The 24,827-nt window shown below is 56.8% G+C and carries 25 protein-coding genes; 8 read left to right on the forward strand and 17 right to left on the reverse strand.

Annotated features, from left to right (window positions below; all coding sequences use genetic code 11):
- Positions 1 to 2: 2 nt before the first annotated feature.
- Positions 3 to 908 carry an O-acetylserine/cysteine exporter gene (gene eamA / locus AC4IBF_RS10815; protein WP_111964610.1) on the reverse strand — a complete coding sequence of 302 codons (906 nt, stop codon included), beginning with the start codon at positions 906 to 908 and terminating at the stop codon, positions 3 to 5.
- A 194-nt stretch (positions 909 to 1,102) separates the two neighbouring features.
- Between eamA and ydeE the strand changes: the two genes are divergently transcribed.
- A complete protein-coding gene (gene ydeE / locus AC4IBF_RS10820; protein ID WP_136194857.1) occupies positions 1,103 to 2,296 on the forward strand; it encodes an efflux MFS transporter YdeE in 1,194 nt (397 codons plus the stop codon).
- A gap of 46 nt (positions 2,297 to 2,342) precedes the next feature.
- Here the strand turns inward: ydeE and zinT are convergent, their stop codons facing one another.
- The 8 genes from zinT to AC4IBF_RS10860 form a co-directional block, all read right to left on the reverse strand.
- The gene (gene zinT, locus AC4IBF_RS10825; RefSeq protein WP_143345108.1) at positions 2,343 to 2,984 is read right to left on the reverse strand and encodes a metal-binding protein ZinT; all 642 of its coding nucleotides are present in this window, start codon (positions 2,982 to 2,984) and stop codon (positions 2,343 to 2,345) included.
- 52 nt (positions 2,985 to 3,036) lie between these two features.
- Positions 3,037 to 3,735 carry an urea ABC transporter ATP-binding subunit UrtE gene (gene urtE, locus AC4IBF_RS10830; RefSeq protein WP_111964612.1) on the reverse strand — a complete coding sequence of 233 codons (699 nt, stop codon included), beginning with the start codon at positions 3,733 to 3,735 and terminating at the stop codon, positions 3,037 to 3,039.
- 9 nt (positions 3,736 to 3,744) lie between these two features.
- Positions 3,745 to 4,542, reverse strand: a complete 798-nt coding sequence (gene urtD, locus AC4IBF_RS10835; RefSeq protein WP_252092923.1) for an urea ABC transporter ATP-binding protein UrtD — start codon at positions 4,540 to 4,542, stop codon at positions 3,745 to 3,747.
- A complete protein-coding gene (gene urtC, locus AC4IBF_RS10840) occupies positions 4,542 to 5,615 on the reverse strand; it encodes an urea ABC transporter permease subunit UrtC (protein WP_133294403.1) in 1,074 nt (357 codons plus the stop codon). The genes urtD and urtC overlap by 1 nt, the downstream gene beginning before the upstream one ends.
- Entirely contained in the window at positions 5,615 to 7,189 is a 1,575-nt protein-coding gene (urtB, locus tag AC4IBF_RS10845; RefSeq protein WP_491462810.1) for an urea ABC transporter permease subunit UrtB, read from the reverse strand. Before urtB ends, urtC begins: the two co-directional genes overlap by 1 nt.
- 24 nt (positions 7,190 to 7,213) lie before the next feature.
- On the reverse strand, positions 7,214 to 8,485 hold the full coding sequence (urtA, locus tag AC4IBF_RS10850; protein WP_047958573.1) for an urea ABC transporter substrate-binding protein: 1,272 nt from the start codon (positions 8,483 to 8,485) through the stop codon (positions 7,214 to 7,216).
- A 203-nt stretch (positions 8,486 to 8,688) separates the two neighbouring features.
- A complete protein-coding gene (locus AC4IBF_RS10855) occupies positions 8,689 to 9,792 on the reverse strand; it encodes a cobalamin-independent methionine synthase II family protein (RefSeq protein ID WP_111964617.1) in 1,104 nt (367 codons plus the stop codon).
- Between the two features lie 156 nt (positions 9,793 to 9,948).
- On the reverse strand, positions 9,949 to 10,362 hold the full coding sequence (locus AC4IBF_RS10860; RefSeq protein ID WP_271367859.1) for a rhodanese-like domain-containing protein: 414 nt from the start codon (positions 10,360 to 10,362) through the stop codon (positions 9,949 to 9,951).
- 73 nt (positions 10,363 to 10,435) lie between these two features.
- On the opposite strand from AC4IBF_RS10860, the gene ftrA reads away from it, so the two are divergent.
- Together ftrA and AC4IBF_RS10870 are read left to right on the forward strand one after the other, a co-directional pair.
- Positions 10,436 to 11,443, forward strand: a complete 1,008-nt coding sequence (ftrA, locus tag AC4IBF_RS10865) for a transcriptional regulator FtrA (RefSeq protein ID WP_252092918.1) — start codon at positions 10,436 to 10,438, stop codon at positions 11,441 to 11,443.
- Between the two features lie 40 nt (positions 11,444 to 11,483).
- Positions 11,484 to 12,020, forward strand: coding sequence for a dihydrofolate reductase family protein (locus AC4IBF_RS10870; protein WP_133294400.1), 537 nt, complete (start codon positions 11,484 to 11,486; stop codon positions 12,018 to 12,020).
- 161 nt (positions 12,021 to 12,181) lie between these two features.
- Here AC4IBF_RS10870 and AC4IBF_RS10875 read toward each other — a convergent pair whose 3' ends face one another.
- Positions 12,182 to 12,544 carry a hypothetical protein gene (locus AC4IBF_RS10875; RefSeq protein ID WP_133294399.1) on the reverse strand — a complete coding sequence of 121 codons (363 nt, stop codon included), beginning with the start codon at positions 12,542 to 12,544 and terminating at the stop codon, positions 12,182 to 12,184.
- 244 nt (positions 12,545 to 12,788) lie between these two features.
- Here AC4IBF_RS10875 and AC4IBF_RS10880 point away from each other — a divergent pair, with 244 nt between their 5' ends.
- Positions 12,789 to 13,019 (forward strand): DUF2554 family protein, encoded by a 231-nt coding sequence (locus AC4IBF_RS10880; RefSeq protein WP_115876065.1) that lies wholly within the window; start codon positions 12,789 to 12,791, stop codon positions 13,017 to 13,019.
- Here AC4IBF_RS10880 and AC4IBF_RS10885 read toward each other — a convergent pair whose 3' ends face one another.
- A complete protein-coding gene (locus tag AC4IBF_RS10885) occupies positions 13,020 to 14,984 on the reverse strand; it encodes a peptidase U32 family protein (RefSeq protein ID WP_252092916.1) in 1,965 nt (654 codons plus the stop codon).
- Between the two features lie 80 nt (positions 14,985 to 15,064).
- On the reverse strand, positions 15,065 to 15,592 hold the full coding sequence (locus AC4IBF_RS10890) for a helix-turn-helix domain-containing protein (protein ID WP_491462811.1): 528 nt from the start codon (positions 15,590 to 15,592) through the stop codon (positions 15,065 to 15,067).
- 92 nt (positions 15,593 to 15,684) lie between these two features.
- On the opposite strand from AC4IBF_RS10890, the gene AC4IBF_RS10895 reads away from it, so the two are divergent.
- Positions 15,685 to 16,851, forward strand: a complete 1,167-nt coding sequence (locus AC4IBF_RS10895; protein ID WP_367897290.1) for a benzoate/H(+) symporter BenE family transporter — start codon at positions 15,685 to 15,687, stop codon at positions 16,849 to 16,851.
- Here AC4IBF_RS10895 and AC4IBF_RS10900 read toward each other — a convergent pair.
- Positions 16,831 to 17,703 (reverse strand): helix-turn-helix domain-containing protein, encoded by an 873-nt coding sequence (locus tag AC4IBF_RS10900; protein ID WP_367897289.1) that lies wholly within the window; start codon positions 17,701 to 17,703, stop codon positions 16,831 to 16,833. The genes AC4IBF_RS10895 and AC4IBF_RS10900 overlap by 21 nt on opposite strands.
- Before the next feature lie 173 nt (positions 17,704 to 17,876).
- Between AC4IBF_RS10900 and AC4IBF_RS10905 the strand changes: the two genes are divergently transcribed.
- A complete protein-coding gene (locus AC4IBF_RS10905) occupies positions 17,877 to 18,773 on the forward strand; it encodes a DMT family transporter (protein ID WP_133294394.1) in 897 nt (298 codons plus the stop codon).
- A gap of 34 nt (positions 18,774 to 18,807) precedes the next feature.
- Here AC4IBF_RS10905 and AC4IBF_RS10910 read toward each other — a convergent pair whose 3' ends face one another.
- Both AC4IBF_RS10910 and AC4IBF_RS10915 read right to left on the reverse strand, forming a co-directional pair.
- Positions 18,808 to 19,482, reverse strand: coding sequence for a DUF3313 domain-containing protein (locus AC4IBF_RS10910; protein WP_023311690.1), 675 nt, complete (start codon positions 19,480 to 19,482; stop codon positions 18,808 to 18,810).
- A gap of 135 nt (positions 19,483 to 19,617) precedes the next feature.
- Positions 19,618 to 21,213: an ABC transporter substrate-binding protein gene (locus AC4IBF_RS10915; protein WP_491463318.1), complete on the reverse strand. Its 1,596-nt coding sequence runs from the start codon at positions 21,211 to 21,213 to the stop codon at positions 19,618 to 19,620.
- 111 nt (positions 21,214 to 21,324) lie between these two features.
- On the opposite strand from AC4IBF_RS10915, the gene pepT reads away from it, so the two are divergent.
- Entirely contained in the window at positions 21,325 to 22,554 is a 1,230-nt protein-coding gene (gene pepT / locus AC4IBF_RS10920) for a peptidase T (protein ID WP_133294393.1), read from the forward strand.
- Here pepT and tehB read toward each other — a convergent pair.
- Complete coding sequence (tehB, locus tag AC4IBF_RS10925; RefSeq protein WP_133294392.1) at positions 22,551 to 23,144, reverse strand: tellurite resistance methyltransferase TehB; 594 nt, start codon at positions 23,142 to 23,144, stop codon at positions 22,551 to 22,553. The two genes, pepT and tehB, sit on opposite strands and share 4 nt — an antisense overlap.
- A gap of 133 nt (positions 23,145 to 23,277) precedes the next feature.
- Between tehB and ydcK the strand changes: the two genes are divergently transcribed.
- On the forward strand, positions 23,278 to 24,258 hold the full coding sequence (gene ydcK, locus AC4IBF_RS10930; protein WP_367897287.1) for a YdcK family protein: 981 nt from the start codon (positions 23,278 to 23,280) through the stop codon (positions 24,256 to 24,258).
- Here ydcK and rimL read toward each other — a convergent pair.
- Positions 24,253 to 24,801, reverse strand: a complete 549-nt coding sequence (gene rimL / locus AC4IBF_RS10935) for a 50S ribosomal protein L7/L12-serine acetyltransferase (protein WP_491462812.1) — start codon at positions 24,799 to 24,801, stop codon at positions 24,253 to 24,255. The genes ydcK and rimL overlap by 6 nt on opposite strands.
- Positions 24,802 to 24,827 lie beyond the last annotated feature (26 nt).

Here is a 24,827-nt window from a genome sequence, read left to right on the forward strand (position 1 = left end):
TTTTATGCCTTTTCGCTTACCCGCGTCGTCCGACGCACCCGCAGACCAAACACGTTAATATACAGCCCGGCCATGATCAGCACGGCGCCAAACAGCTGCAGCGCGCTCAGCGTTTCATCCAGCAATATCGCCGCACTGGCAAGTCCTACCACCGGCACCAGCAGGGATAACGGCGCGACGCGCCAGGTTTCATAACGCCCCAGCAGCGATCCCCAGATCCCGTAGCCCACAATGGTGGCGACAAAGGCCAGATAGACAAGAGAAAGGATCGTGGTCATATCAATGTCGACAAGGCTGTTCAGCATCACCGCCGGACCGTCCAGAATGCACGACGCCAGCAGAAACGGGATAACCGGGATCAGCGCACTCCAGACCACCAGCGACATCACCGCCGGGCGCGCCTCGTGCTGCATGATCAGCTTGTTGAAGATATTCCCGCAGGCCCAGCTCAGCCCCGCCGCCAGCGTCAGCATAAACCCGAGCAGCGCCACATGCTGACCATTCAGGCTGGCCTCGATCAGCACCAGCACGCCGAACACCGCCAGGGTGATCCCCGCCAGCTGTTTGCCCTGCAGGCGCTCGCCAAACACAAACGCGCCGAGAATAATGGTAAAGAACGCCTGTGCCTGTAACACCAGCGAGGCAAGACCCGCCGGCATACCGAACTTGATGGCGCAAAAGAGAAACGCGAACTGGCCAAAGCTAATGGTCAGACCGTAGCCCAGCAGCAGTTTAAAGGGGATCTTTGGACGCGCCACAAAGAAGATGGCCGGAAAAGCGACCAGCATAAAGCGTAAACCGGCCAGCATCAGCGGCGGCATGTTGTGCAGCCCCAGCTTAATGACCACAAAATTAAGCCCCCATACTACGACCACCAGCAAAGCCAGCAGCCCGTCTTTACGCGTCATACCCTGCCCCTGAATTATTAATAATTTGTTAACACTTCAAGGTAACAGAAAAAAGCACGCTGCGAGAAGATCATTAATTCTGGCAGGCAGCTGAAGCACTTAGGGATAAATCAGGCGCTATACAAGCCCCTTATGTCATGGTAATCCTGTTAACACACATCTAATAAAAGCATAAGCAACTGTCGGGCAGGAATATGAAACCATCTCTCAGGCGCTCAACCGCAGCGCTGCTGACATCGTCATTGTTGTTAACCATCGGTAGAGGGGCAACGCTGCCGTTCATGACCATTTATCTCACGCGCGTCTACAGCATGAGCGTTGAGAATATTGGTTATGCCCTGACCGTGGCGCTGACCATTGGCGTGGTATTCAGCCTGGGATTTGGCATTCTGGCCGATAAGTTTGATAAAAAACGCTACATGCTGATCGCGATCGTGGCGTTTATCGCCGGCTTTGTGGCGATCCCGCTGGTCAATAACGTCACGCTGGTGGTGCTGTTCTTTGCGCTGATCAACTGCGCCTACTCCGTCTTTTCGACGGTGCTGAAAGCCTGGTTCTCCGACGTGCTCACCTCCAGCCAGAAGGCGCGGGTCTTCTCGCTTAACTACAGCTTCCTGAACATTGGCTGGACGGTCGGCCCGCCGATTGGCACCCTGCTGGTGATGTACAGCCTGCAGCTGCCGTTCTGGCTGGCGGCCTTCTGTGCCGCCCTGCCGCTGGGCTTTATCCATTTCTTTGTACAGAAAAGCGTGGCGTTAGATACCGCAGAGGAGAAGACGCCGTGGCAGCCGTCGGTATTGCTGAAAGACCGCGCGCTGTTCTGGTACACGCTCTCTGGCCTGCTGGCGTCGTACGTGGGCGGGTCGTTCGCGAGCTGTATTTCGCAATACGTTCTGGCCGCGCATGCGGACAGTGATTTCGCCGAAAAGGTGGTCGCCGTGGTGCTGCCCGTCAACGCCGCCGTGGTGGTGACGCTGCAATATGCGCTGGGCCGCAAGATCTCAGCCAGCAATATTCGCCCGCTGATGACCCTCGCCACCCTGTTTTTTATCCTGGGGCTGGGCGGCTTTATGCTCTCCGGGGAAAACCTGGTTTACTGGGGCATCGCTGCCGCCATTTTCACGCTGGGGGAGATTATCTATGCACCGGGTGAATACATGCTGATCGACAACATTGCCCCACCGGGAATGAAGGCGAGCTATTTCTCCGCCCAGGCGCTGGGCTGGCTCGGCGCGGCGGCAAACCCGATGATCACCGGTATTATCCTGACCAATCTGCCGCACTGGTCCTTGTTTGCGATCATGATGGTCGCCATCGTCATGGCCTGGCTGATGATTCTGCGTGGGATGAGCGTGAAGGCCTGGTGCGAGTCACCCAAAGCGGCGTAGCGAATGCAGGCCGGGTAAGGCAAAGCCGCCACCCGGCAATAAAGCATCAGTGGTGCAACATCTCCTCCACCACCTGCTCTTTGTACATCTCATTCGGGTAATAGGTCGGCCAGTTATCCATCTCTTTCAGCAGTGCCTCGTGGGAGGTATTGCCCATGAAAATGTGGAAGTGCGAAGAGGCTTTCGGCCCGATGGTGTGGTCGCTGAACTGCACGAACTTCGGCGCCTTGCTAGCGGCGTCCTTACACTCAAACAGATAGCGAACGCCTTTCTTACCTGACGCGTAGGTCAGAATTTTGTAGCCGCTGTAATCATACTGACAGCGGCTGACCGCTTTGCCCTGATGGAATTCCATCACGTTATTTTCGATGCCGATGGCATCCACGTCCGTCGCATAACCCGTACGGTAGTAGGCTTTGACCTCATCAAAGGATTTGCTTTTATCCTTCTGCGCTTTCTGCTTAAAGACCGGATCCAGCGAACCATCGAGCAGGAACGGATAGACCGACTGCCAGGTCCCGTCCCAGTCAGACAATGCTCTGTCCTTCACGTCCTTATCCTCAAACACGCCGTTCGCCGCCTTCTGTTCCGCTTCGGTCATCTGATGGCCGTGCGAATGAGCAAACAGCTGGCCGCTGACCAGCAGCGCCCCCAGAGTCATGGCAAATTTTCCAATATATTCAGCCAAGATAACATCCTCATTCCGTTTTATAAGAATGAGGATGTTATAATATAACATTTCAGATCGCAACCAGGCCGCGAACGCCCTCCTGCTCCATGTTTTCACCCCGCCCGCGCTGAATAATCGTGCCGCGCGACATCAGCAGATAGCTGTCGGCCAGCTCGGCGGCAAAGTCGTAAAACTGCTCCACCAGCAGGATCGCCATGTCGCCTCTGCTTGCCAGAGTACGGATCACGTGGCCGATCTCTTTAATAACGGAAGGCTGTATGCCTTCGGTCGGTTCATCCAGGATCAGCAGCTGCGGACGGCTCGCCAGCGCGCGACCAATCGCCAGCTGCTGCTGTTGCCCGCCGGAGAGATCGCCCCCGCGACGATGCTTCATCTCTTTGAGCACCGGGAACAGCTGCCAGATCTCCTCCGGCACCTGCTTCGCCTCGCGTGCTGAAAATCGCGACAGCCCCATCAGGAGATTCTCCTCTACGCTCAGGCGCGGGAAAATCTCGCGACCCTGCGGGACATACGCCACGCCAGACTGCACCCGCTGGTGCGGTTTGCTATGGGTGATCGTTTTTCCCTGCCAGATGACCTCCCCGGTTTTGGCCGGGATCAGCCCCATCAGACACTTCAGCAGCGTGGTTTTCCCTACGCCGTTGCGCCCCAGCAGGCAGGTGACTTCGCCGGTAACGGCCTCAAAGCTGACGCCGCGCAGGATATGGCTGCCGCCGTAATATTGATTCAGTTCATTAACCTGTAACATCATCGCTCCTTAACGTCCCAGATAGACCTCAATCACCTGCTCGTTGGCCTGCACCTCGCGAAGTGAACCTTCCGCCAGCACGCGCCCCTGATGCAACACCGTCACGCGATCGGCGATGGTTTCGACAAAGCCCATATCGTGCTCAACAACCATCAGGGAATGCTTGCCTGCCAGCGTTTTGAACAGCTCTGCGGTGTATTCCGTTTCCGCGTCGGTCATCCCGGCTGCGGGTTCATCCAGCAGCAGAAGATGCGGGTCCTGCACCAGCAGCATGCCGATCTCCAGAAACTGCTTTTGTCCATGGGAAAGCAGCCCGGCGCGGCGGTCGCGCTCGGCGGTCAGCCGCAGTAAAACCAGCATCTCATCGATCCGGTCGCGCTGCGCGCCGTTGAGTTTTGCCCGCAGGCTCGCCCAGACGGACTTATCGCTTTTCATCGCGATCTCCAGGTTTTCCCACACCGTCAGCGCCTCAAAGACCGTGGGCTTCTGGAATTTACGCCCGATGCCCTGGCGGGCAATGGCCGCAGGCTCCAGCGCGGTCAGGTCGATGGACTGGTCGTAAATCGCCCTGCCGCTCTCTGGACGCGTTTTGCCGGTGATGACGTCCATCAGCGTGGTTTTACCGGCCCCGTTGGGACCGATCACGCAGCGCAGCTCGCCCACGCCGATATTCAGCGAGAGATCGGTCAGGGCCTGAAAACCGTCAAAATTGACGTTAATCGCCTCAAGCTGCAGGACCGGGTCGGTCTGCTCTCGGTAGCGATCGCCGGGCAGCTGGCGGGTGAATAACCCTTCGGCTGGCTGCATTATTTTTCTCCCTTACGAAACAGTCCGTAGACGCCGCGCGGTAAAAACAGCGTAACGGCGATAAAAATCAGCCCCAGAAACAGCTGCCAGTATTCCGGCATCGCGACGGTGAAGAAACTTTTCGCCCCGTTAACCAGCGCCGCGCCAATCACCGGCCCCACCAGCGTGCCGCGCCCGCCAAGCGCTACCCAGATGGCGGCCTCTATCGAGTTCGTCGGCGACATTTCGCCCGGGTTGATAATGCCCACCTGCGGGACATAGAGCGCCCCCGCCAGACCACACAGTACGGCAGAGAGCGTCCACACCAGCAGCTTGAACCCGCGCGGATCGTAGCCGCAAAACGTCAGCCGGTTTTCGGCGTCGCGAACGGCGGTCAAAATGCGGCCAAACTTGCTCTTCGCCAGCACAAACCCTGTGCCCAGGGCCAGGAGCAGCAACAGCACGGTGGCCAGAAACAGCGCGATACGGGTCGTCGTTTCCGTTACCGAAAACCCGAGCAGCGTGGTGAAGCCGGTAAAGCCGTTATTGCCGCCAAAGCCGGTTTCGTTGCGAAAGAACAACAGCATCCCGGCATAGGTCAGCGCCTGGGTCATGATCGAAAAATAGACCCCTTTGATCTTCGAGCGGAAGGCGAACCAGCCAAACACCAGCGCCAGCAGCCCCGGCACCAGCACAATCAGCACCAGCGCCCAGGCAAAATGCTGGGTTCCCCACCAGAACCACGGCAGCTCGCTCCAGGAAAGAAACGACATAAACGCGGGCAGACCGTCACCCGCGGCCTGGCGCATCAGGTACATGCCCATCGCGTAGCCGCCCAGGGCGAAAAAGATGCCGTGCCCAAGAGAGAGCATCCCGGCGTAGCCCCATACCAGATCCAGCGCCACCGCAACGATGGCATAGCAGAGGATCTTGCCAGTCAGCGTCAGCATCCAGGTTGACAGCGCCAGCGGATGCGTCGCAGGCAGTAAGGCGAAAAACGGCAATATCAGCAAGCACACCACCAGCAGGCTGCCTGCAATCTGCGTAGTGAGCGGCGCTTTGCGCGCCAGCGTTAAGGTCAGCGGCTGGCTCATCAGTCAATCACCCTCCCTTTCAGCGCAAACAGCCCCTGCGGGCGTTTTTGAATAAATAGCACGATCGCCACCAGAATCACGATCTTGCCCAGCACCGCCCCCATCTGGGGTTCAAGGATTTTATTAAAAATCCCCAGACCAAACGCCGCGGCCACGCTGCCTGCCAGCTGGCCTACGCCTCCGAGCACCACCACAAGGAAGGAGTCGATGATATAGCCCTGGCCCAGCTCCGGCCCGACGTTACCGAGCTGCGATAACGCCACGCCGCCTAACCCCGCAATCCCGGAGCCAAGCCCGAACGCCAGCATATCGACGCGACCTGTCGGTACCCCGCAGCAGGCGGCCATGCTGCGGTTCTGCGTCACCGCCCGCACGTTGAGCCCCAGACGGGTTTTATTCAGAATGAGCCAGGTAAAGAACAGCACCAGCAGCACGAAGCCCAGCACCACGATGCGGTTCCACGGCAGCGTCAGGTTGGCAAAAACCTGCACCCCGCCGGAGAGCCATGCCGGGTTCGCCACCTCCAGGTTCTGGGCGCCAAAGGTCATGCGCACCAGCTGGATAAGCATCAGGCTGATGCCCCACGTCGCCAGCAGCGTTTCCAGCGGACGACCGTACAGATGACGGATCACCGTGCGTTCCAGCACCATTCCAATGCCCGCCGTCAGGCAGAACGCGACCGGCAAGGCGATAACGGGATAGAGCGCCAGCCACTGGGGCGCAAGCCCGGCCATCGCCTGCTGCACCATCCAGGTGGCATATGCCCCCAGCATCAGCATCTCGCCGTGCGCCATATTAATGACGCCCAGCAGGCCGTAGGTGATAGCCAGCCCCAGCGCGGCCAGCAGCAGCACCGACCCGAGGGAGAGCCCCATAAACGCCTGGCCCAGCAGATCGCCCCACATCAGCCGATGCTGGATCTGGCTAAGACTCTCTTCTGCGGCCGCGCGCACGCCGCCATCCGGCTCAGTGTCTGGCTGGGTAAACGGAGTGAGCCTCGACTGTACGTCCGGATCGTCGGACTGACCTAATAGTTCGACGGCCTTGCGACGCACCTCTGCCTGCGGGCTTGCCAGCTGGAGGTTCGCGACCGCCAGCAGCAGCGCCTGACGCGCCACGGCGTCCGTTTCATCGTTCACACGTTTTTCCAGAAAAGCGAGCATACCGGGCTGGGCATCGCGCTGCAGATGACGCGCAGCCGCCCGCCTCTCGGTGACACTGTCACTCACCAGCTGATGGGTGGCGATGGCGGTCGCAGCCAGCACGCGCAGCCGGTTCGTCAGACGAACGGCTTTGATTGGCGCTTCTGCAGCACGGGCGTCCCCAAGCGACACCATTTGCCCGTTACGCTGCGCAAAGGCGTGCTTTTGACTGTCGGCATACAGGTTTTCCTTCTGCAGGGACTGAAGCAGCGGAAGCCTGGCGGCATCCGGCGCGGCGGCCCACTGCGTCAACAAATCCGCCTGCTGGCTGCGGCTGGCGGCAACAAAAAGATCGGCATCCGATGCCTGCACCATCCCTGGCAGCAGTCCGGAAAGCCATACAAGAGCGATGAACAGGCGCATGGCGTTCATGACGTTTCTCCCTGCGGTGATGGCTTAGTTGCTGGCGGTTTTCATCGGCTGGTCGGGCTTTTTGTCATTTCCGGCGATGAACGGGCTCCACGGCTGGGCGCGTACCGGCTGTTCCGTCTGCCATACTACGTTGAACTGGCCGTTACCTTCGATTTCACCGATCATGACCGGCTTATGCAGATGATGGTTGGTGGCATCCATGGTGAGCGTAAAGCCTGATGGCGCCTTAAAGGACTGGCCGGCCATCGCCGCACGCACTTTGTCCACATCGGTAGTACCGGCTTTTTCCACCGCCTGCGCCCACATGTGAATGCCCACGTAGGTCGCCTCCATCGGGTCGTTGGTGACTACGGTGTCGGCGTTCGGCAGCTTGTGCGCCTTCGCATAGGCTTTGTAATCCGCCACGAACGCCTGGTTAGTCGGGTTATCGACGGACTCAAAGTAGTTCCAGGCCGCCAGGTTACCCACCAGCGGTTTGGTGTCGATCCCGCGCAGCTCTTCTTCGCCGACGGAGAACGCCACCACCGGCACGTCGGTCGCCTTCAGACCCTGGTTAGCCAGCTCTTTGTAGAACGGCACGTTGGAGTCGCCGTTGATGGTCGACACCACGGCGGTTTTGCCGCCCGCTGAGAATTTTTTGATGTTGGCAACGATGGTCTGGTAGTCGCTGTGGCCAAACGGGGTGTAAACCTCTTCGATATCCTTATCCTCCACCCCTTTCGAATGCAGGAACGCGCGCAGGATCTTGTTGGTGGTGCGCGGATAAACGTAGTCCGTGCCCAGCAGGAAGAAGCGTTTCGCCGCGCCGCCGTCTTCGCTCATCAGGTATTCAACCGCCGGGATGGCCTGCTGGTTCGGCGCCGCGCCGGTATAGAACACGTTTGGCGACATTTCCTCGCCTTCATACTGCACCGGATAGAACAGCAGGCCGTTCAGCTCCTCAAAGACCGGCAGTACGGATTTGCGCGAAACCGAGGTCCAGCAGCCGAATACCACCGCCACTTTATCCTGGCTTAACAGCTGTCGCGCCTTCTCGGCAAACAGCGGCCAGTTTGAGGCCGGATCCACCACTACCGGCTCCAGTTTCTTGCCCAGCACGCCGCCTTTGGCGTTGATCTCGTCGATGGTCATCAGGGCGACATCTTTAAGCGGGGTCTCGGAAATGGCCATCGTGCCGGAGAGAGAATGCATGATCCCCACTTTGATGGTATCGGCCGCCTGCACGCCAAAACTCATTCCCATCGCCACGACGGACGCGGATAACGCAAAGGCTTTTAATAAGGTACGACGGTGCATATTTTCACTCCTGAAAAAGAACGCTGTGCGAAAACGTCCGTTACGGCGTGGACGCGGAAATAAATGTGTCAGCGAAGCAGGAGCAAAAAGAATGCCAGAATGGAGATAGCGCTATTTCCGGGAGGGGAGCGCAGGATGTAAAGAGAACGTCTCAGAATGGCACAGCGCTGCACTTTTATAATGCAGCGCTGAGGAGGAAGGTTTTACCAGACTTCGCTGGCGATCTGCGTCACCAGCCGGACTTTGTCCCACTGCTGGGTTTCGCTCAGGCTGTTGCCCTCTTCGGTCGAGGCAAAGCCGCACTGCGGGCTGAGGCAAATTTGCTCTTTCGCCACGTATTTCGCCGCCTCTTCCAGACGGGCTTTGATTCCCTCCGGGTTCTCCAGCTCGCCGTTTTTCGTGGTGATAAGACCCAGCACCACCTGCTGCTTGCCCGGGCGAACAAAGCGCAACGGCGCGAAATCCCCGCTGCGGTCGTTATCGTATTCCAGGAAGAAGGCATCAACGTTGACCGTTCCGAACAGCACTTCCGCCACCGGCTCGTAGCCGCCTTCGGAAATCCAGGTGGAGCGGAAGTTGCCGCGGCAGACGTGCAGCCCGATGGTCAGATCGTCCGGCTTGCCCTCCAGCGCCTTGTTCAGGACGCGGGCATAGATACGTGCAAGCTCATCGGCATCGTCGCCGCGCTCGCGGATCTGACGACGCTGATCGTCCGAACAGAGGTAGGCCCATACGGTATCGTCCAGCTGCAGGTAACGGCAGCCTGCATCATAGAATGCGCGAATCGCGTCGCGCCAGGTGGTCGCCAGATCGTCGAAATAGACGTTCAGGTCCGGATACACCGTCGCATCAATGTCTTTGCGACCGCCGCGGAAATGCAGCACGCTCGGGCTGGGAATGGTCATTTTTGGCTGGGCGTTACCGCTGATGCTTTTCAGATAGCGGAAATCGTCCAGCATCGGGTGCTCGCCAAAGCCCAGTTTGCCGGTGACGCGCACGCCGTGGGCTTTGGTTTGCACGCCGTTAAACTGGATGCCCTGCTGGGAATCGTAACGCTCAACGCCCTGCAGACCGTCGAAGAAGTCGAAGTGCCACCAGGCACGGCGAAACTCACCGTCGGTCACGACATGCAGGCCGCACGCGCACTGCTGCTCAACGACGTGGCGAATGGCTTCGTCCTCCACCGCGCGAAGCTGTCTCGCGTCAATCTCGCCGCTGGCAAATTGCAGGCGAGCCTGCTTGATGGCATCCGGACGTAAAAAACTGCCGACTACGTCGGCGCGGTACGGGGCGTGGTGTCGTTGCATGGAAATCTCCTCAGTCTGCCAGCAATAATTGCCCGCAGTGATAATTCATTATTTGAACTTTTAGACTTCTGGATGTCTAAATGTCCAAAAACAATGTCATACCTCCCCGGTGCCGGCAAACGAGAAAATTTCACGGGTGTTGAAAAAAATTCATCTTCACAGCGCGGCAGTGGTTTCGCTGCTGGCAAACGCGTAGCGTTCATCTTCCCAGCCGGTGATCCCACCGAGCATGATTTTGACCGGCAGCCCGAGACGCGCCAGCTTCAGCGCGGCTCTGTCCGCGCCGTTACAGTGCGGCCCCGCGCAGTAGACGACGAACAGCGTCCCTTCAGGCCATTGGGCCATGCGCTCAGCGGTCATCTGGCTCCACGGCATATGCAGAGCGCCCGGCACATGGCGACGGGCAAACTGCTCCGGGCTCCCCACCACGTGCAGCAAAACAAAGTCCTGCTCATTATTGGCGATGGCGTGATGCACATCGGCGCAGTCGGTTTCTACGCTCAGGCGGCGCAGAAAATGGGTGACGGCTTCCTGCGGCTCGGCAGCCGGAAATTCAGTAACATAGCTCATGATCCTTCCTCATCTTTGGCGTTTGTGTTAACACTACTCTATCCAGAAATTCAGCACGTGAATGCGCTCGCTTATGCCAGAAAACAGCAAAAAGATGACAAACTTAAGACAAATTGCCCGCCCGCAGGTGGTGGTGCTGGCCTATGACGGCCTGTGTACCTTTGAGTTTGGCGTAGCGGTGGAGATCTTCGGTCTGCCACGTCCCGAGCTGGGCGATGAATGGTATCGTTTTGCGGTGGCGAGCGTGGATAGCGGTGAACTTCGGGCAACAGGCGGGATCCGTATCGTCACCGATGGTGATTTAAGCCTGCTTGCGTCTGCGGACCTGATTGTGGTTCCCGGCTGGCGTGGGCTGGACTCGCCGGTTCCTGACGCGCTCTGCAACGCATTACGTCAGGCCAGCGCGCGAGGATGCCAGCTGCTGTCCATCTGTTCGGGCGTATTTGTGCTGGCCGCTACGGGGCTGCTCAACGGGTGCAAAGCCACGACGCACTGGCGCTACATTGAGACGCTTAAAGCCCGCTACCCTGACATCGACGTGGTTGAGGATGTGCTCTACCAGGACGAAGGCGATATCCTGACTTCTGCAGGCAGCGCGGCGGGGATCGATCTCTGCCTTCACGTTGTACGAAGGGATTATGGAATGGAAACCGCTAACAGCGTGGCGCGGCGGCTGGTCATTCCCCCACACCGGGATGGCTCTCAGCCGCAACAGCTGAGCCGCCCGGTGGCACAGCTGCGGGAAAGCCAGCGCCTCGGCCAGCTGTTTGATTTTCTGCATACGCATCTTACCGAGCCGCACAGCGTCGACTCGCTGGCGCGTCGTGTCGGTATGAGTCAGCGCACGTTTCTTCGTCGCTTCGAGGCGGCAACAGGAACGACGCCTGCCCGCTGGTTACTCAATGAGCGCCTGCTGCGGGCGAAAGATTATCTGGAAAGCAGTCGTTTAAGTATCGACAGCATCGCGGAACAGACCGGGTTTGGCCAGGCATCGACGCTGCGTCATCACTTTCGCCAGCAGTTCGCGATTTCCCCGGTCCAGTACCGCAAACAATTTTCTCATTCCGCTACAGCCCGCTGAGGCGTCAGTCTTTTGGTTTCGCAGGAATACGGAGAACCTTATGGTCACCACACACGTTTTTATCGCAACCAGTCTTGATGGTTACATCGCCCGACACAATGATGATATCGACTGGCTCCTGCAGCGCGATGACCCGGCTGAAGATCATGGCTATGCGGCGTTCATCGCTGACAAAGAGTGGATAGTGATGGGCCGAGGCAGCTATGAGAAAGTATTGACCTTTGATGCATGGCCTTATGACCGGCCCGTGCTGGTGCTCTCCAGACAGCTGGCCGACACGCCCGTGCCCGACGCGCTGAAGGGGAAAGTGCAGTTTTCCGGCCGCACGCCAAAGGAGGTGCTCGACTACCTGGCGTTGCAGAACGTCCATCGCGTCTATCTCGATGGTGGGCAGGTGATACAGTCGTTCCTGCGAGAAGGACTGGTGGCCGATATGGTGATCACAACCGTTCCTGTCCTGCTCGGTTCGGGAAAATCGCTGTTTGGCGCCCTGCCAGAGGATATCGATTTGACGCTGGTATCCAGCCGTAGCTTCCCTTCGGGTCTGGTACAGTCGCACTATCGACTGCTATCATAAAAAGACGGTAAACACTGCGCAAAAAAACCGCCAAAAAATGGCGGTAAATGCTTGCATGGATAGATTTGTATTTTGGTCTCTACGTCCCGACACTCCATGGCCGGGCTGCGGATCCCATACAACCTAACACCCGTTGTCTTAACGAAGATTAAACAGTCTTATTAACCTGCATGAGTATTGATCTGCAAATAACGCATAAGGCCCTGTTCAGCGCTCTGTTTTGCGTCATCATTTATGGCTTCAAGATAAAATGACCGCGCCACTCCATAAGGTGCTTTATCAGAGGGGTACGCCGCAAACTGGAATGTTTTTCCTATCGTCTGCTGGGTGCAGTCTAATTCCCAACGCACATCGTTAATTTTTTTACTGTTACAGGTTACGGCTCCATAATCGCTGGTCAAATAGGAACTAACGCGAATTTCTGCCGATTGTATATATTCTGGTTTGTTATCACCAGCATAACGAATCCCTGCAACGGCCCCAACAGCAACCGCCAGAAGCGCAAGCGCAATTATTTTTTTCATTTATTAACGACCCGTTCCTTAGCCAGAGATTAACTATTATATAAGATTTATCCTTAATGCAAATATCCGATTATGGACCAGAAATGGCAATTTACAAACATTCATGACTTTTTAGGAAATGTCCTGGACAATTTTCCGGACACACAATATTTGACAATCTCTTTTCACGAGTTTGAATTATTAAATAATAACACTAAAAAATAATCGGCATGATTACCCCGCAATGTCATTCGGCGGCGATCTCATGATTAAAAAAGGCTTATCTCTCGTCATGCTTATCTGTGCACTCTTTTCAGGCCAGCTTATGGCCGGGCACAAAGGACACGAATATTTATGGGTCAAGAATGTGGCGCATCAGCTTCGTCATGAAGCCGACAGCGATGAGTTACGAAGCGCTGCGGAAGAGTCGGCGGAGGGTTTGCGCGAACACCACCTGTGGCAGAAATCGCGCAAACCGGATACCCACGTTCGGTAATTAACTGCCCTTGCGTTTAGGCAGAGTTTTCATCAGATCGTCCGGACTGACGGACGCCACAATACTGCCCGGCTGCGGCATTTTGAAGATGTGGTTTTTCATCTTGCCAATCACATGCATTTCGCAAGGACGGCAGTCGAACTTGAGAGTCAGAACTTCATCACCGTTTACAAGCTGCATGGGGGTTGCCTTCCAGCTCTTAATATTCCCTTTCGCCTGCTTAGGGCAAAGGTTAAACGCAAAGCGCAGGCAGTGCTTGGTGATCATCACCGGCACATCGCCCTTCTCTTCATGCGCTTCATAAGCCGCGTCGATCAGCTGCACGCCGTGGCGATGATAGAATTCACGCGCTTTATGGTTATAAACGTTGGCCAGGAAGGATAAATGTGTCTCCGGGTATACGGGTGCAGGTACGGCTTCCGCTTTACGGCTAGCGCGCGGATACTGCGCCAGGCGCGCGGCATCCAGCATCTCTGCCGTTTCACGACGGAACTGGTTAAGCAGGCTGTTCGGCACGAACAGAGCATCCGGCAGACTGACCTCAACGTTGCGGGCGTAGTAAATCGTCTGGCCAAGCTTCGCCACCCCATCCTTCAGGCTGTTGAGCGCTTTTTCCGCGTTGTTTGCCACCTCGAACAGGCCATCGAGCGTATGCGTTACGCTGATGCCGTCTTCACAGGTCATGGTCAGAATCAGCTGCTCTTCCCAACCGCCCAGCTCAATGTCCACCGCGATACGACGTTCGCTGGAGGTTTTCAGCAGCGCCTGCTGCCAGTTATGATCGAGGTTACGGTTAAGCGCCGCGTTTGGTCGCGCCTTGTAGAGATCGGCCGGCATTTCATTCGGCCAGACGCGGTAGCGGTTCTCGCCGGTTTTCTCGACCGTATTGGCGCGGAAGCCCACGACCTCACGCTTAATCATCACGTTAAGGCCATCGCCGTTCGCCAGCGGTTCCGTTACCTGGACATCAAGGTGATCTTTCGCCACTTTCAGCACTTCACCCACCGGTAAACCGATAAACTTCGGTGAGTCAAACGCGCCGATATCCCCTTTACGGGCATTAACGAAATAGTCCGTGCTCCCACGGTGGAACGTTTTGTCCGTCGACGGAACAAAAAAATGCTCGGTGCGCCCGGCGGACGCGCGTGCCAGGTCACCGCGATCTTCGATAATGGCGTCGAGCATCTGGCGATAGTGCGCGGTGATGTTCTTCACGTAGCTCATATCTTTGTAGCGCCCTTCAATCTTGAAGGAACGCACGCCCGCGTCGATCAGCGCGCCCAGGTTGGCCGTCTGATCGTTATCCTTCATGGAGAGCAGGTGTTTTTCGAACGCCACGACGCGGCCCTGATCGTCTTTCAGGGTATACGGCAGACGGCAGGCTTGAGAGCAGTCGCCGCGATTGGCGCTGCGGCCCGTCTGCGCGTGGGAAATATTACACTGACCGGAATAGGCGACGCACAGCGCGCCGTGGATAAAGAATTCAATCGTCGCGTCTGTCGCCTGGTGAATATCGCGGATCTGATTCAGGTTCAGCTCACGCGCCAGAACGATCTGCGAAAAGCCGACGTCAGAGAGAAACTTCGCCTTCTCTACCGTGCGGATATCACACTGGGTACTGGCATGCAGTTCAATGGGGGGAATATCCAGCTCCAGCACGCCCATATCCTGAACAATCAGGGCATCCACCCCGGCCTGGTAGAGATCGGTAATCAGACGTTGCGCAGGCTCCAGCTCATCATCATGAAGAATGGTGTTCAGGGTCACGAACACTTTCGCCCCGAAACGGTGGGCGAACGGCACCAGTTCAGCAATATCGCTCAGGCTGTTACTGGCGTTATGGCGGGCACCGAAGCCTGGGCCACCAATGTAGACGGCATCTGCGCCATGAAGGATCGCTTCACGGGCAATGGCGGCGTCGCGGGCCGGGCTTAAAAGTTCAAGATGATGGGATTGCAGGCGCATACTTCGTCGTTATCCGTTATGGTCAAAATGGCGGCTATTGTAGTCAGAAGTATGCGTCAGCGAAACAGTTTTGCGCAGCGTCAGCGGGGATAATGGATCAGGGAGTGAAAATGCACCGTCCGGTCGCTGCTGTTGCGGTAGGCGTGCGGTTTATCGCCTGCGAAACGGATGCCCGAATCGGCAGAAATCATCTGCCATTTGCCGCCAAGCTTCATCTCCAGCTCGCCGCTTATTACGACGACATGTTCAATTACTCCGGCCTCATGCGGCGTGGATTCGCTCAGCGCGCCGGGTGCCAGCGTGATGGAGAAATAATCAAACCCGAGCGTCTCGTCCCACGGAAAGAGCGGCTTGACGACCATCGCCTGCTGCTGGGGGTCAAATACCGCCTGCCGGTCCGCGTCTGGGGTGATGAACGCGGAAAACGGCACGTTCAGCCCGGTGGCAATTTTCCACAGCGTCGACACCGTCGGGCTGGATTCATTGCGCTCGATTTGCCCGAGCATGGCTTTTGACACGCCGGTCTCGTCCGCGAGCTTCGACAAACTCCAGCCGCGCGCCTGGCGCAGCGTTTTCAGCGTTGTTGCAAGGTGTAGTGTGATATCCATGTTCCCTCCTGGTGACGATCAGCATACCACTTGTACGCTATAGCGCACAGTGCTACCTTACTCCGGACGTTATAACGCACAATGGAGTTTTCATGCGCCCTTCCTCTCACTTTATTCCGGTCGCACTGGCTGGATTTGTCGCCGTTCTGGTCGGTTACGCCAGCTCGGCCGCCATCATCTGGCAGGCCGCCGCCGCGGCAGGCGCCAGCGCACAGCAGATTGCGGGCTGGATGACCGCGCTGGGAATTGGAATGGGCGTCAGTACGCTGGCGCTTTCCTGGTGGTACAAAGCGCCCGTACTGACCGCCTGGTCGACGCCCGGCGCGGCGCTGCTCGCCACCAGCCTGCACGGGATCACGCTGGCAGAAACCATCGGCGTGTTCATCTTTGCTAACGCGCTTATTTTGCTCTGCGGCATTACCGGGCTCTTCGCCCGTCTGATGAAGCTGATCCCTCATTCGCTTGCTGCCGCCATGCTGGCAGGGGTATTGCTGCAGTTTGGCCTGCATGCCTTTGCGCATCTTGAGGGGCACTTTCTGCTGTGCGGCAGCATGATTGCGGCGTGGCTAATCGCAAAAGCGCTGTCGCCGCGCTATGCCATCGTGGTCACGCTGCTGGTGGGCGGGATTGTGGCATGGGCGGCAGGTGACGTTGTCACGGATAAACTCACCCTTTCTCTGGTAATGCCCGAATTTATTGCACCCGCCTTCACCTTCACCAGCCTGGTGAGTATTGGCTTGCCCTTCTTCCTCGTGACCATGGCTTCGCAAAACGCGCCGGGGTTCGCCACGATGAAAGCCTCCGGTTACCCGCTGGCGGTCTCACCGCTCATCATCGTCACGGGAGGGCTGGCGCTGCTGTTTTCTCCGTTTGGCGTCTTTTCCATCTGCATTGCGGCTATAACCGCCGCCATTTGTCAAAGCCCGGATGCACACCCGGATGCGGATAAACGCTGGCTGGCGGCCATCGCAGCGGGAGGATTTTACCTGCTGGCGGGAATTTTCGGTGGCTCCATTACCGGGCTGATGGCCGCGCTGCCGCTCAGCTGGATCCAGACGCTTGCCGGTCTGGCGCTGCTGGGCACCATCAGCGGGAGTTTATATCAGGCGCTGAATCATGAAGCGGAGCGCGACGCGGCTATCGTCACGTTTCTGATGACCGCAAGCGGCGTCACGCTCCTGGGCATCGGTTCGGCATTCTGGGGACTGGTGCTGGGCGGGATGTGCTACGCCCTGTTTTCACGCGCTCGCCGCACGTAGCTGCGAAGGCGTCATGCCCGTCGCGCTGCGAAAGCGGTTGCTGAAGTGGCTGGCGGAGTTGAACCCGCAGGCAAGCGCGATCTCCGTCAGCGGCGTCGTCGTATGCTGGACGAGGGCCTTAGCTTTATCCATTCGCCTCTGCATCACGTACTGATGCGGCGCCAGCCCCGTCGACTGGCGGAACATGCGGGCAAAGTGGTATTCGCTGAGCGCGGCCTGCACCGCCAGCTCGGCCAGCGTCAGGGGCTGGCCCAGGTTCTCTTCAATAAAGGCCAGCACGTTGCGCAGCACGAATGGCGATAGCCCTCCGGTGACGACCGGCAGCTTCCACTGCACGTTAGAGTAGTTTTGCAGCAGATGGGTCAGCAGCAGCGTGGAGGCCGTGCTCAGGGTGAGCTGGTTGGCGTGCTGCTGCCAGTCACAGCCGAGCAAAAACTGGCGATACAGCGCGGTGATCTTCGGATCGCTACCAAAAATGCGCTCGTCCAGGGTCAGCGAAAGCGGGCGCTTGTCCCAGATTTTTTCCCCCACGTCGCGCAGGTGTTCGTCGGTGCAGTAGAGATGCACAAACGACAGGTCATCGCGGATATCCCACGTCGATTCGCTCTCTTTGGGCATCAGACAGAAACGGTCCGGCCCCCCGCCGTTCTTCCAGCCGCCCGGCGTTTTTTGATAGCTTTCGTAGCCGTCCGCCACGTACAGGCTGAGGGTATGATGGTTACTTTTTACCGTTATCGTATCGTGCTTGTTGTACCACGCTGCCAGCTGAATACCCGAATTCAGCGAGACGGTTTCCCGCAGGACTGCATTCTGTTGGCAAAGCGTTTCAAAGGTATCGTAAGCGTGAGACATAACCGTTAGCGCATAATTGATGGGAATATCAGTCTAAGAAGAGTTGCCCCCCGTTGCCAGTCCCGCCGGAAGAAAAAAGCGCAAGATTTTGCAAGTCACCCGCAACCCGGTGAAAGCCCGTCGCGAGTTTCAGCGCCATACTGCGGGCTTCCGCGGTTTGAGAAGAGAGAACTATGAACGCATTATTATATGGACTCGTGGTCATTATCTGGGGAACCACCTGGATTGCGATTTTCCTGCAGCAGGGCCCCGTCGCGGCGCCGGTGTCGATTTTCTGGCGCTTCGCCGTCGCCAGCCTCACGATGATGGCGGTGTTAATCGCCCTGCGCCGCCTGCGCAAGCTGGCGCTGCGGGATCACCTCTTTTGTATACTCCAGGGATGCTGCGTTTTCTGCTTTAACTTCTGGTGTTTTTACGCCGCAGCCTCGCACATTAACACAGGGCTGGAATCCGTGATCTTCTCCATGGCCGTGCTCTATAACGCCATCAACAGCTTTATCTTCTTCGGGCAGCGCCCGCCGGCGCGCTTCTGGACGGCGGCGGCACTGGGCCTGACTGGGATCGTCACTCTCTTCTGGGACGATCTGCTGGCCAGCGGCTGGAGCGCGTCGCTCCTGACCGGGATTGGCCTCTCCGCGCTCGGCACCTACGGCTTCTCGCTGGGCAATATGATCAGCATGCGCCATCAGCGCAGAGGCCTAGAAACCATGACCACCAACGCCTGGGCGATGCTCTACGGCACGCTGGTGATGGGCTGCATTGCGCTGTTCAGAGGCGATAGCTTCGCGCCAGAGTGGACCATCAGCTACATTGGCGCGCTGCTCTATCTGGCTGTATTTGGTTCGGTGATTGCCTTTGGCGCCTACTTCACGCTGGTGGGACGCATTGGCCCGGGCAAAGCGGCCTACAGTACGCTACTCTTCCCACTGGTGGCGCTGTCCATCTCTACGGTGTATGAAGGATACGTCTGGCATATCAACGGTATCGTGGGGTTATTGCTGATTCTGGGGGGAAATATGGTGATGTTTACCAAACCAGAAACCTGGTTCAGACGCTTACGAACGGCGTAAATAAAAAGGCCTGCATTACGCAGGCCGTTTTATTTTATTTCGCGGTCTTTTTCACATCAAACATGGTGGCGTCCGTCGCCATGTCATCAACAACCTGCTTCAGGGTTGCAAAGGTCATCGGCGTACTTTCGTTGTTCAGATCTTTACCTTCGCCTTTGCGCACCACCTTCATGACCGGTTTGTTGGTAGCCGCATCGATCAGTTCGCCTTCAAAGAAGAGATGCGTATCCATGGTGCGATGCCCGGTTGCCATCTGCGTACCTGCTACCACCAGCGCGACCGGCACCACTTCATAGAACTGCAGACCCTCTTTCTGCGAACTCACCCCGGTAATTGCACCACGGAAAATCAGGCTGTGTTTACCCGGCGTGGTCACAATTGGCTTACGGGTACCAATAGCGGTTTTCATTTTGTTATTGGTGTAATTCAACAGCTCATCAAGCGTTTTTTGACCAATTTGTGTGGTCGGTTTAGGCGCAGGATAATAAGTAATCGGCGTCCAGAGAATACTGTCGTAATTAGCTTCGTTATAAGAAGGATCAACCCAACGCAGCGTTGGTTTACCCGTCGCAGACGTCGTCTGCTGCAAGCCGGAATAGTCTTTTAAAAAGCCAGAATATTGTTCGGGAGCCGCAACTTTTGAAGAACAGCCCGCCAACGCCAACAGACCAGTAAGCACTGCAACTTTAAAAAAAGTTTGAGTACGCATGATAGTTTTCCATGTTATCTGCAAGTATGCATTTGAAGTTATAGCAAAAGACCGGCGGGTTTGTTGTGACAAAAAATGATGCGGAGAGCACAAATTGCGAAAAGACTGCCCGGAGGCGTGCCGGGCAGTGAAAAATTACTGATTTATATCCAGTTGCCAGAACAGATGTTTGCCAAACGGGTCAATTTCATAGCCCGTCACCTCCTTGCGCACCGGTTCGAAAATGGTTGAATGCGCAATCATCACCGCGGGCATCAGGTCATGCATCATTTGCTGCGCCTCTTTATATAGCGCCACGCGCTTATCGCGATCGGTCGTTGATTTTGCTTCCGCAATAATTTTATCAAAGGGCTTATAGCACCATTTCGCCGAATTTGACCCACCGTTTGCCGAGGTGCAGGTAAATAGCGGGCCGAAAAAGTTGTCCGGATCGCCCGTTGCCGTCGTCCAGCCCATCAGCGCGGCCTGATGCTCTCCGCCCTTCACGCGTTTCAAATACTCGCCCCATTCGTAGGTAACGATTTTGGTCTGCACGCCTATTTTCGCCCAGTCCGCCTGAATCATCTCCGCCATGCGTTTCGCATTCGGGTTATAGGGACGCTGCACCGGCATCGCCCATAAATCGATGCTGACGCCGCTGGCAAAACCGGCCTCTTTCAGCAGCGCTTTGGCTTTTTCAGGGTCGTAGTCGTAATCCTTAAGCTCGCTGTCTGCGCTCCATACGCCCGGCGGCAGCAGGTTCTTCGCAGCGGTGCCGGTACCGTGGAACACCGCATCAATAATGGCTGGTTTATTGATGGCCATCGCCAGCGCCTGACGGACCTTCACGTTATCCAGCGGCGGCTTCTGCGTGTTGAACGCCAGGAAGCCGGTATTTAGCCCCGCCTTACTCATCAGATTAATGTCTTTGTTGGCCTTCATGCGCGGCAGATCGGCCGGGTTTGGGAAGGGCATGACCTGACATTCGTTCTTCTCAATTTTGGCAAAGCGCACGGAGGCATCTGGGGTGATGCTAAACACCAGCCTGTCCAGCTTCGATTTCCCCTGCCAGTAGTCGGCAAACGCCGTGAAAAGGATCCGGGAATCTTTCTGATACTGCGCCAGCTTAAACGGCCCGGTGCCGATGGGCTCCATATCCACCTTCTCCGGCGTGCCCGCTTTTAGCATCGCGTCGGCATACTCCGCCGAAAGGATTGAGGCAAAATACCAGGCCAGATCGGCGACAAACGGCGCTTCCGGGTGCGCCAGGGTAAAGCGCACGGTGTGGTCATCGACTTTATCAATGGCGGTAATCAGGCTGCCGAACTCCAGGCTTTCGAAGTTGGAATAGCTGCCGTTAGAGACGTTGTGGTAGGGATGATTCACGTCTTTCTGCCGCATAAACGAGAAGATCACGTCGTCGGCGTTAAAGTCGCGGGTCGGCGTAAAGGATTTATTGCTCTGGAACTTCACGCCTTTACGCAGAAAGAAGGTGTAGACCTTGCCGTCGTCGCTCACCTCCCAGCGCTCCGCCAGGCTCGGCACCAGCTCCGTGGTGCCGGGTTTGAAATCGACCAGACGGTTATAGACCGGCACGGCGCTGGCGTCCACGCTGGTTCCCGAGGTATATAGCTGAGGGTTAAAGTTTTCCGGCGATCCTTCGGAGCAATACACCAGCGTTTTCGCAGCAACGGTGGAACTGACCGTGAGTGCAGCGAACGCCAGCGCTATAGTTGTGAGTTTGCTTGTCATCATTTATTCCTGTCTTTTTAATTCGACGGCTAATTAATTCTTTTGCCATTTCATAAATAACATTAAAGTGATGTGGCAAACACCTGAAAAATAAATAAGGAATAAATCACTATGGGCTCGCCGCTTTCCAGACAATTAACGCACCGTTTTTTCCGCTATCTCGCGATCACCAGCCAGAGCGATCCCAAAGTCAAAACCCTGCCCTCAACGCCGGGCCAGCATGACATGGCGCGCGAGCTGGCGCAGGAGCTGGCACAGCTGGGGTTAGACGACATTGTGATTGATGAATTCGCCACGGTGACGGCGGTAAAAAAAGGCAACGTGCCCGGTGCGCCGCGCATCGGCTTTATTACCCATATTGATACCGTCGACGTGGGACTTTCACCGGATATTCATCCACAAATATTAACGTTTACCGGTGAAGATCTCTGTCTGAATAAAGAGAAAGACATCTGGCTGCGGGTTAACGAGCACCCTGAAATTCTGGCTTATCCGAATGAGGAGATTATTTTCAGCGACGGAACCAGCGTATTGGGCGCGGATAATAAATCGGCGGTCACGGTGGTCATGACGGTGCTGGAAAACCTCACGGCGGAGCATCGGCATGGGGATATCGTCGTGGCGTTTGTGCCTGACGAAGAGATCGGCCTGAACGGTGCCAAGGCGCTGGATCTTAAGCGCTTCGACGTCGACTTTGCCTGGACCATCGACTGCTGCGAGCTGGGTGAAATTGTTTACGAGAATTTTAATGCGGCCGCCGCGGAGATCCGCTTTACCGGCGTGACGGCGCACCCAATGTCCGCCAAAGGCGTGCTGGTGAATCCCCTGCTGATGGCGACTGATTACATCAGCCATTTTGACCGCCAGCAAACGCCGGAGTGCACCGAGGGACGTGAAGGCTATATCTGGTTTAACGGCATTCAGGCCGGACAGAACGAGGCCGTTCTTAAGGCCAATATCCGCGACTTTGACAAGGAGAGCTTTGCCGCGCGCAAGCAGCAGATTGCCGACGTGGCCGCACTGATTGCCGCCCAATATTCGACGGCCAGAGTGGACTATCGCATTGAAGATACCTACAGCAATATCAGCAATGCGATTGGTGAAGACCGGCGCGCTATCGATCTGATGTTCGAGGCGATGGAATCGCTCGGCATCACGCCGAAACCGACGCCGATGCGCGGCGGCACCGACGGCGCGGCGCTCTCGGCAAAAGGGCTACTCACGCCGAACTTCTTCACCGGGGCGCATAACTTCCACTCGAAGTTTGAATTCCTGCCGCTGTCGTCGTTCGAAGCGTCTTACAACACGGCCCTGCAGATCTGCCTGCTGGCCGCCCGTTAAGCGGGCTTGCGCGCCAGCATCGTGGCAAAGCGCAGCCTGATGCGGTTACCATTTTCATCGGTGCGGTGCAGTTCGCCAACGTCTTCGTTGTATTTGAGCAACTCCCAGCCTTCATAGTAGTTGCTCAGCTCACCGCTCTTGAACGCAAACGGGAAGCCGACGGTGCACGGGTAATCCACCGTGTCCATCGCGGCAACAATCAGGTTGTAGCCGCCAGGCCTGGTGCAGCGCTGCATATTAGCGATAAGACCCGGGATGGTTTTTGACTCCAGGAACATCAGCACCACGGTGGAAAGAATGAAATCGTACTCGCCGTCAAAACTCAGGTTGTTGAGATCTTTAATCGCCGCGTGGAGGTTATCGATCCCTTCTTCCGCCTTAATGCGCTCGATATTATCGATGCTCATCGGGTTCTTGTCCCACGCGGTGACATCGTGGCCGTTAGCTGCAAGATAGAGGCTGTTACGGCCGTTGCCGCAGCCCAGATCCAGCGTTTTACCGGGCTTCACAATCTCCGCGCTGTACAGCACCTCTGAATGGGTACGGGTTAAGCCATATTTCTCTGTGAAGTAATTCTCATCGACGGTCATTGTTTTCCTGCGTTCTCATAAAGTGAAAGTGCATCCTGGATGCTATTTTAAGGCGTTTACCGTCTGGTTGCCAGCCGCTCGAAAATCGAAAAATTTGCTACGTTTAGTTAAGACGCTTATCAGAGAAATAAAGATGAACAAATATCGCCTTAGCGACGAGACCCGCCTCTGGCAATGGAAAAACGGCGAAACCACCCACGCCACTACGCTGCGGCAGATTATCGCCACGGCGGACTTTAACGACGTGACGGTCGGGACGAGAGGCGGCTGGATTGACGATGAGCGCGCCCTCGCGCAGGACGGCCACTGCTGGATCTACGATGAAAACAGCGTGGTGTTCGCCGGAGCGACCGTGTCCGGCAACGCGCGTCTTACCCTGCCGTGCGTCGTGAGCCATGATGCCCGTATCGGTGACAGCTGCTGGCTGGACGGCGCAGAGGTCAGCCACGGGGCGCGAATAAGTGACAACGTCACCATTCAGCAATCCTGCGTGCGGGGCGAGTGTCATATCTACGGCGAAGCGCGCGTGCTGCACCACAGCGTGGTCATTGCTGCCAAAGGGCTTACGCCGGACCATGAACAGATCCTGCAAATCTACGATAAGGCAACGGTGATCCAGTCGAGGATTGTGCACCAGGCGCAAATCTACGGCGAGGCGATGGTTAATTTTGCCTTTGTTGAACACCGGGCCGAAGTCTTCGACAACGCGATCCTCGAGGGAAACGAACTCAACAACGTGTGGGTGTGCGACTGCGCAAAAGTCTATGGTAACGCCCGCGTGATTGCCGGCTTTGATGAAGATGCCATCCCAACGGTGCGCTACAGCTCGCAGATTGCGGAGAATGCCGTGGTCGAGGGAAACTGTGTCATCAAGCATCACGTCCTGATTGGCGGTCAGGCCTGGCTGCGCGGCGGGCCGATCATGCTGGATGATAAAGTCGTGATTCAGGGGCGCGCGCGCATCAGCGGGGATGTGCTGATCGAACATCGGGTTGAAATTACCGGCGATGCGGTTATTGAAGCATTTGCCGGCGAGAGCATTCACCTGCGCGGCGAAAAAGTGATTAACGGCGACCAGCGCATCACCCGCACGCCGCTGCTGGGTGCGTTATAGGGTATAAATCCTGCCGTAGATATTCACGTCTTCAAAGCGGCCATTCAGGTATTCCGCTTCCCGCAAGCACCCTTCCAGCGTAAAACCGTTGCGTACGGCAACGCTGTTGCTGTGCTGATTCGCCACCCGACATTTGATCACAAAACGACGGATCTCACCGCGCTCAGCGTAGTAGCGCATAAACGCCTGCAGTGACCGGGAGAGAATACCCTGCCCCTGGTGGGCTTCATCCAGCCAGTAGCCGATGTACCCGGCCTTGTTGGTTGGTTCAATCGTGTTGAACGACAGTACGCCAACCAGCGCATCATCCTTAAAGATCAAAAACATTTTGGCGTAGCCGCGCTGCTGCAGCATCTGGTTACTCTGCACGTTGCGGCGGGTATCCTCTTCGCTGCCTACGTGCTGCGCCCAGTAAAAGGCGGTTTGCAGAAAGATTCTGTTTTTGACGACGAGATTGTGCAGATCGGCGGTATAGCGCTCTTCGACGGCGCGAAGCTCGAGAGCGTCAGATACCGGGATAATTTCGGATTTTACTACGGTCATTGCCCCTCACCCTAACCCTCTCCCGG

It is taken from the genome of Enterobacter sp. Taxon_8, assembly GCF_058354585.1.

Coding starts and splice junctions, on each gene's coding strand:
- eamA (WP_111964610.1), bottom strand. CDS start 908: ATGACGCGTAAAGACGGGCTGCTGGCTTTGCTGGTGGTCGTAGTATGG.
- ydeE (WP_136194857.1), top strand. CDS start 1,103: ATGAAACCATCTCTCAGGCGCTCAACCGCAGCGCTGCTGACATCGTCA.
- urtE (WP_111964612.1), bottom strand. CDS start 3,735: ATGTTACAGGTTAATGAACTGAATCAATATTACGGCGGCAGCCATATC.
- urtD (WP_252092923.1), bottom strand. CDS start 4,542: ATGCAGCCAGCCGAAGGGTTATTCACCCGCCAGCTGCCCGGCGATCGC.
- urtC (WP_133294403.1), bottom strand. CDS start 5,615: ATGAGCCAGCCGCTGACCTTAACGCTGGCGCGCAAAGCGCCGCTCACT.
- urtB (WP_491462810.1), bottom strand. CDS start 7,189: ATGAACGCCATGCGCCTGTTCATCGCTCTTGTATGGCTTTCCGGACTG.
- urtA (WP_047958573.1), bottom strand. CDS start 8,485: ATGCACCGTCGTACCTTATTAAAAGCCTTTGCGTTATCCGCGTCCGTC.
- AC4IBF_RS10855 (WP_111964617.1), bottom strand. CDS start 9,792: ATGCAACGACACCACGCCCCGTACCGCGCCGACGTAGTCGGCAGTTTT.
- AC4IBF_RS10860 (WP_271367859.1), bottom strand. CDS start 10,362: ATGAGCTATGTTACTGAATTTCCGGCTGCCGAGCCGCAGGAAGCCGTC.
- ftrA (WP_252092918.1), top strand. CDS start 10,436: ATGCCAGAAAACAGCAAAAAGATGACAAACTTAAGACAAATTGCCCGC.
- AC4IBF_RS10870 (WP_133294400.1), top strand. CDS start 11,484: ATGGTCACCACACACGTTTTTATCGCAACCAGTCTTGATGGTTACATC.
- AC4IBF_RS10875 (WP_133294399.1), bottom strand. CDS start 12,544: ATGAAAAAAATAATTGCGCTTGCGCTTCTGGCGGTTGCTGTTGGGGCC.
- AC4IBF_RS10880 (WP_115876065.1), top strand. CDS start 12,789: ATGATTAAAAAAGGCTTATCTCTCGTCATGCTTATCTGTGCACTCTTT.
- AC4IBF_RS10885 (WP_252092916.1), bottom strand. CDS start 14,984: ATGCGCCTGCAATCCCATCATCTTGAACTTTTAAGCCCGGCCCGCGAC.
- AC4IBF_RS10890 (WP_491462811.1), bottom strand. CDS start 15,592: ATGGATATCACACTACACCTTGCAACAACGCTGAAAACGCTGCGCCAG.
- AC4IBF_RS10895 (WP_367897290.1), top strand. CDS start 15,685: ATGCGCCCTTCCTCTCACTTTATTCCGGTCGCACTGGCTGGATTTGTC.
- AC4IBF_RS10900 (WP_367897289.1), bottom strand. CDS start 17,703: ATGTCTCACGCTTACGATACCTTTGAAACGCTTTGCCAACAGAATGCA.
- AC4IBF_RS10905 (WP_133294394.1), top strand. CDS start 17,877: ATGAACGCATTATTATATGGACTCGTGGTCATTATCTGGGGAACCACC.
- AC4IBF_RS10910 (WP_023311690.1), bottom strand. CDS start 19,482: ATGCGTACTCAAACTTTTTTTAAAGTTGCAGTGCTTACTGGTCTGTTG.
- AC4IBF_RS10915 (WP_491463318.1), bottom strand. CDS start 21,213: ATGACAAGCAAACTCACAACTATAGCGCTGGCGTTCGCTGCACTCACG.
- pepT (WP_133294393.1), top strand. CDS start 21,325: ATGGGCTCGCCGCTTTCCAGACAATTAACGCACCGTTTTTTCCGCTAT.
- tehB (WP_133294392.1), bottom strand. CDS start 23,144: ATGACCGTCGATGAGAATTACTTCACAGAGAAATATGGCTTAACCCGT.
- ydcK (WP_367897287.1), top strand. CDS start 23,278: ATGAACAAATATCGCCTTAGCGACGAGACCCGCCTCTGGCAATGGAAA.
- rimL (WP_491462812.1), bottom strand. CDS start 24,801: ATGACCGTAGTAAAATCCGAAATTATCCCGGTATCTGACGCTCTCGAG.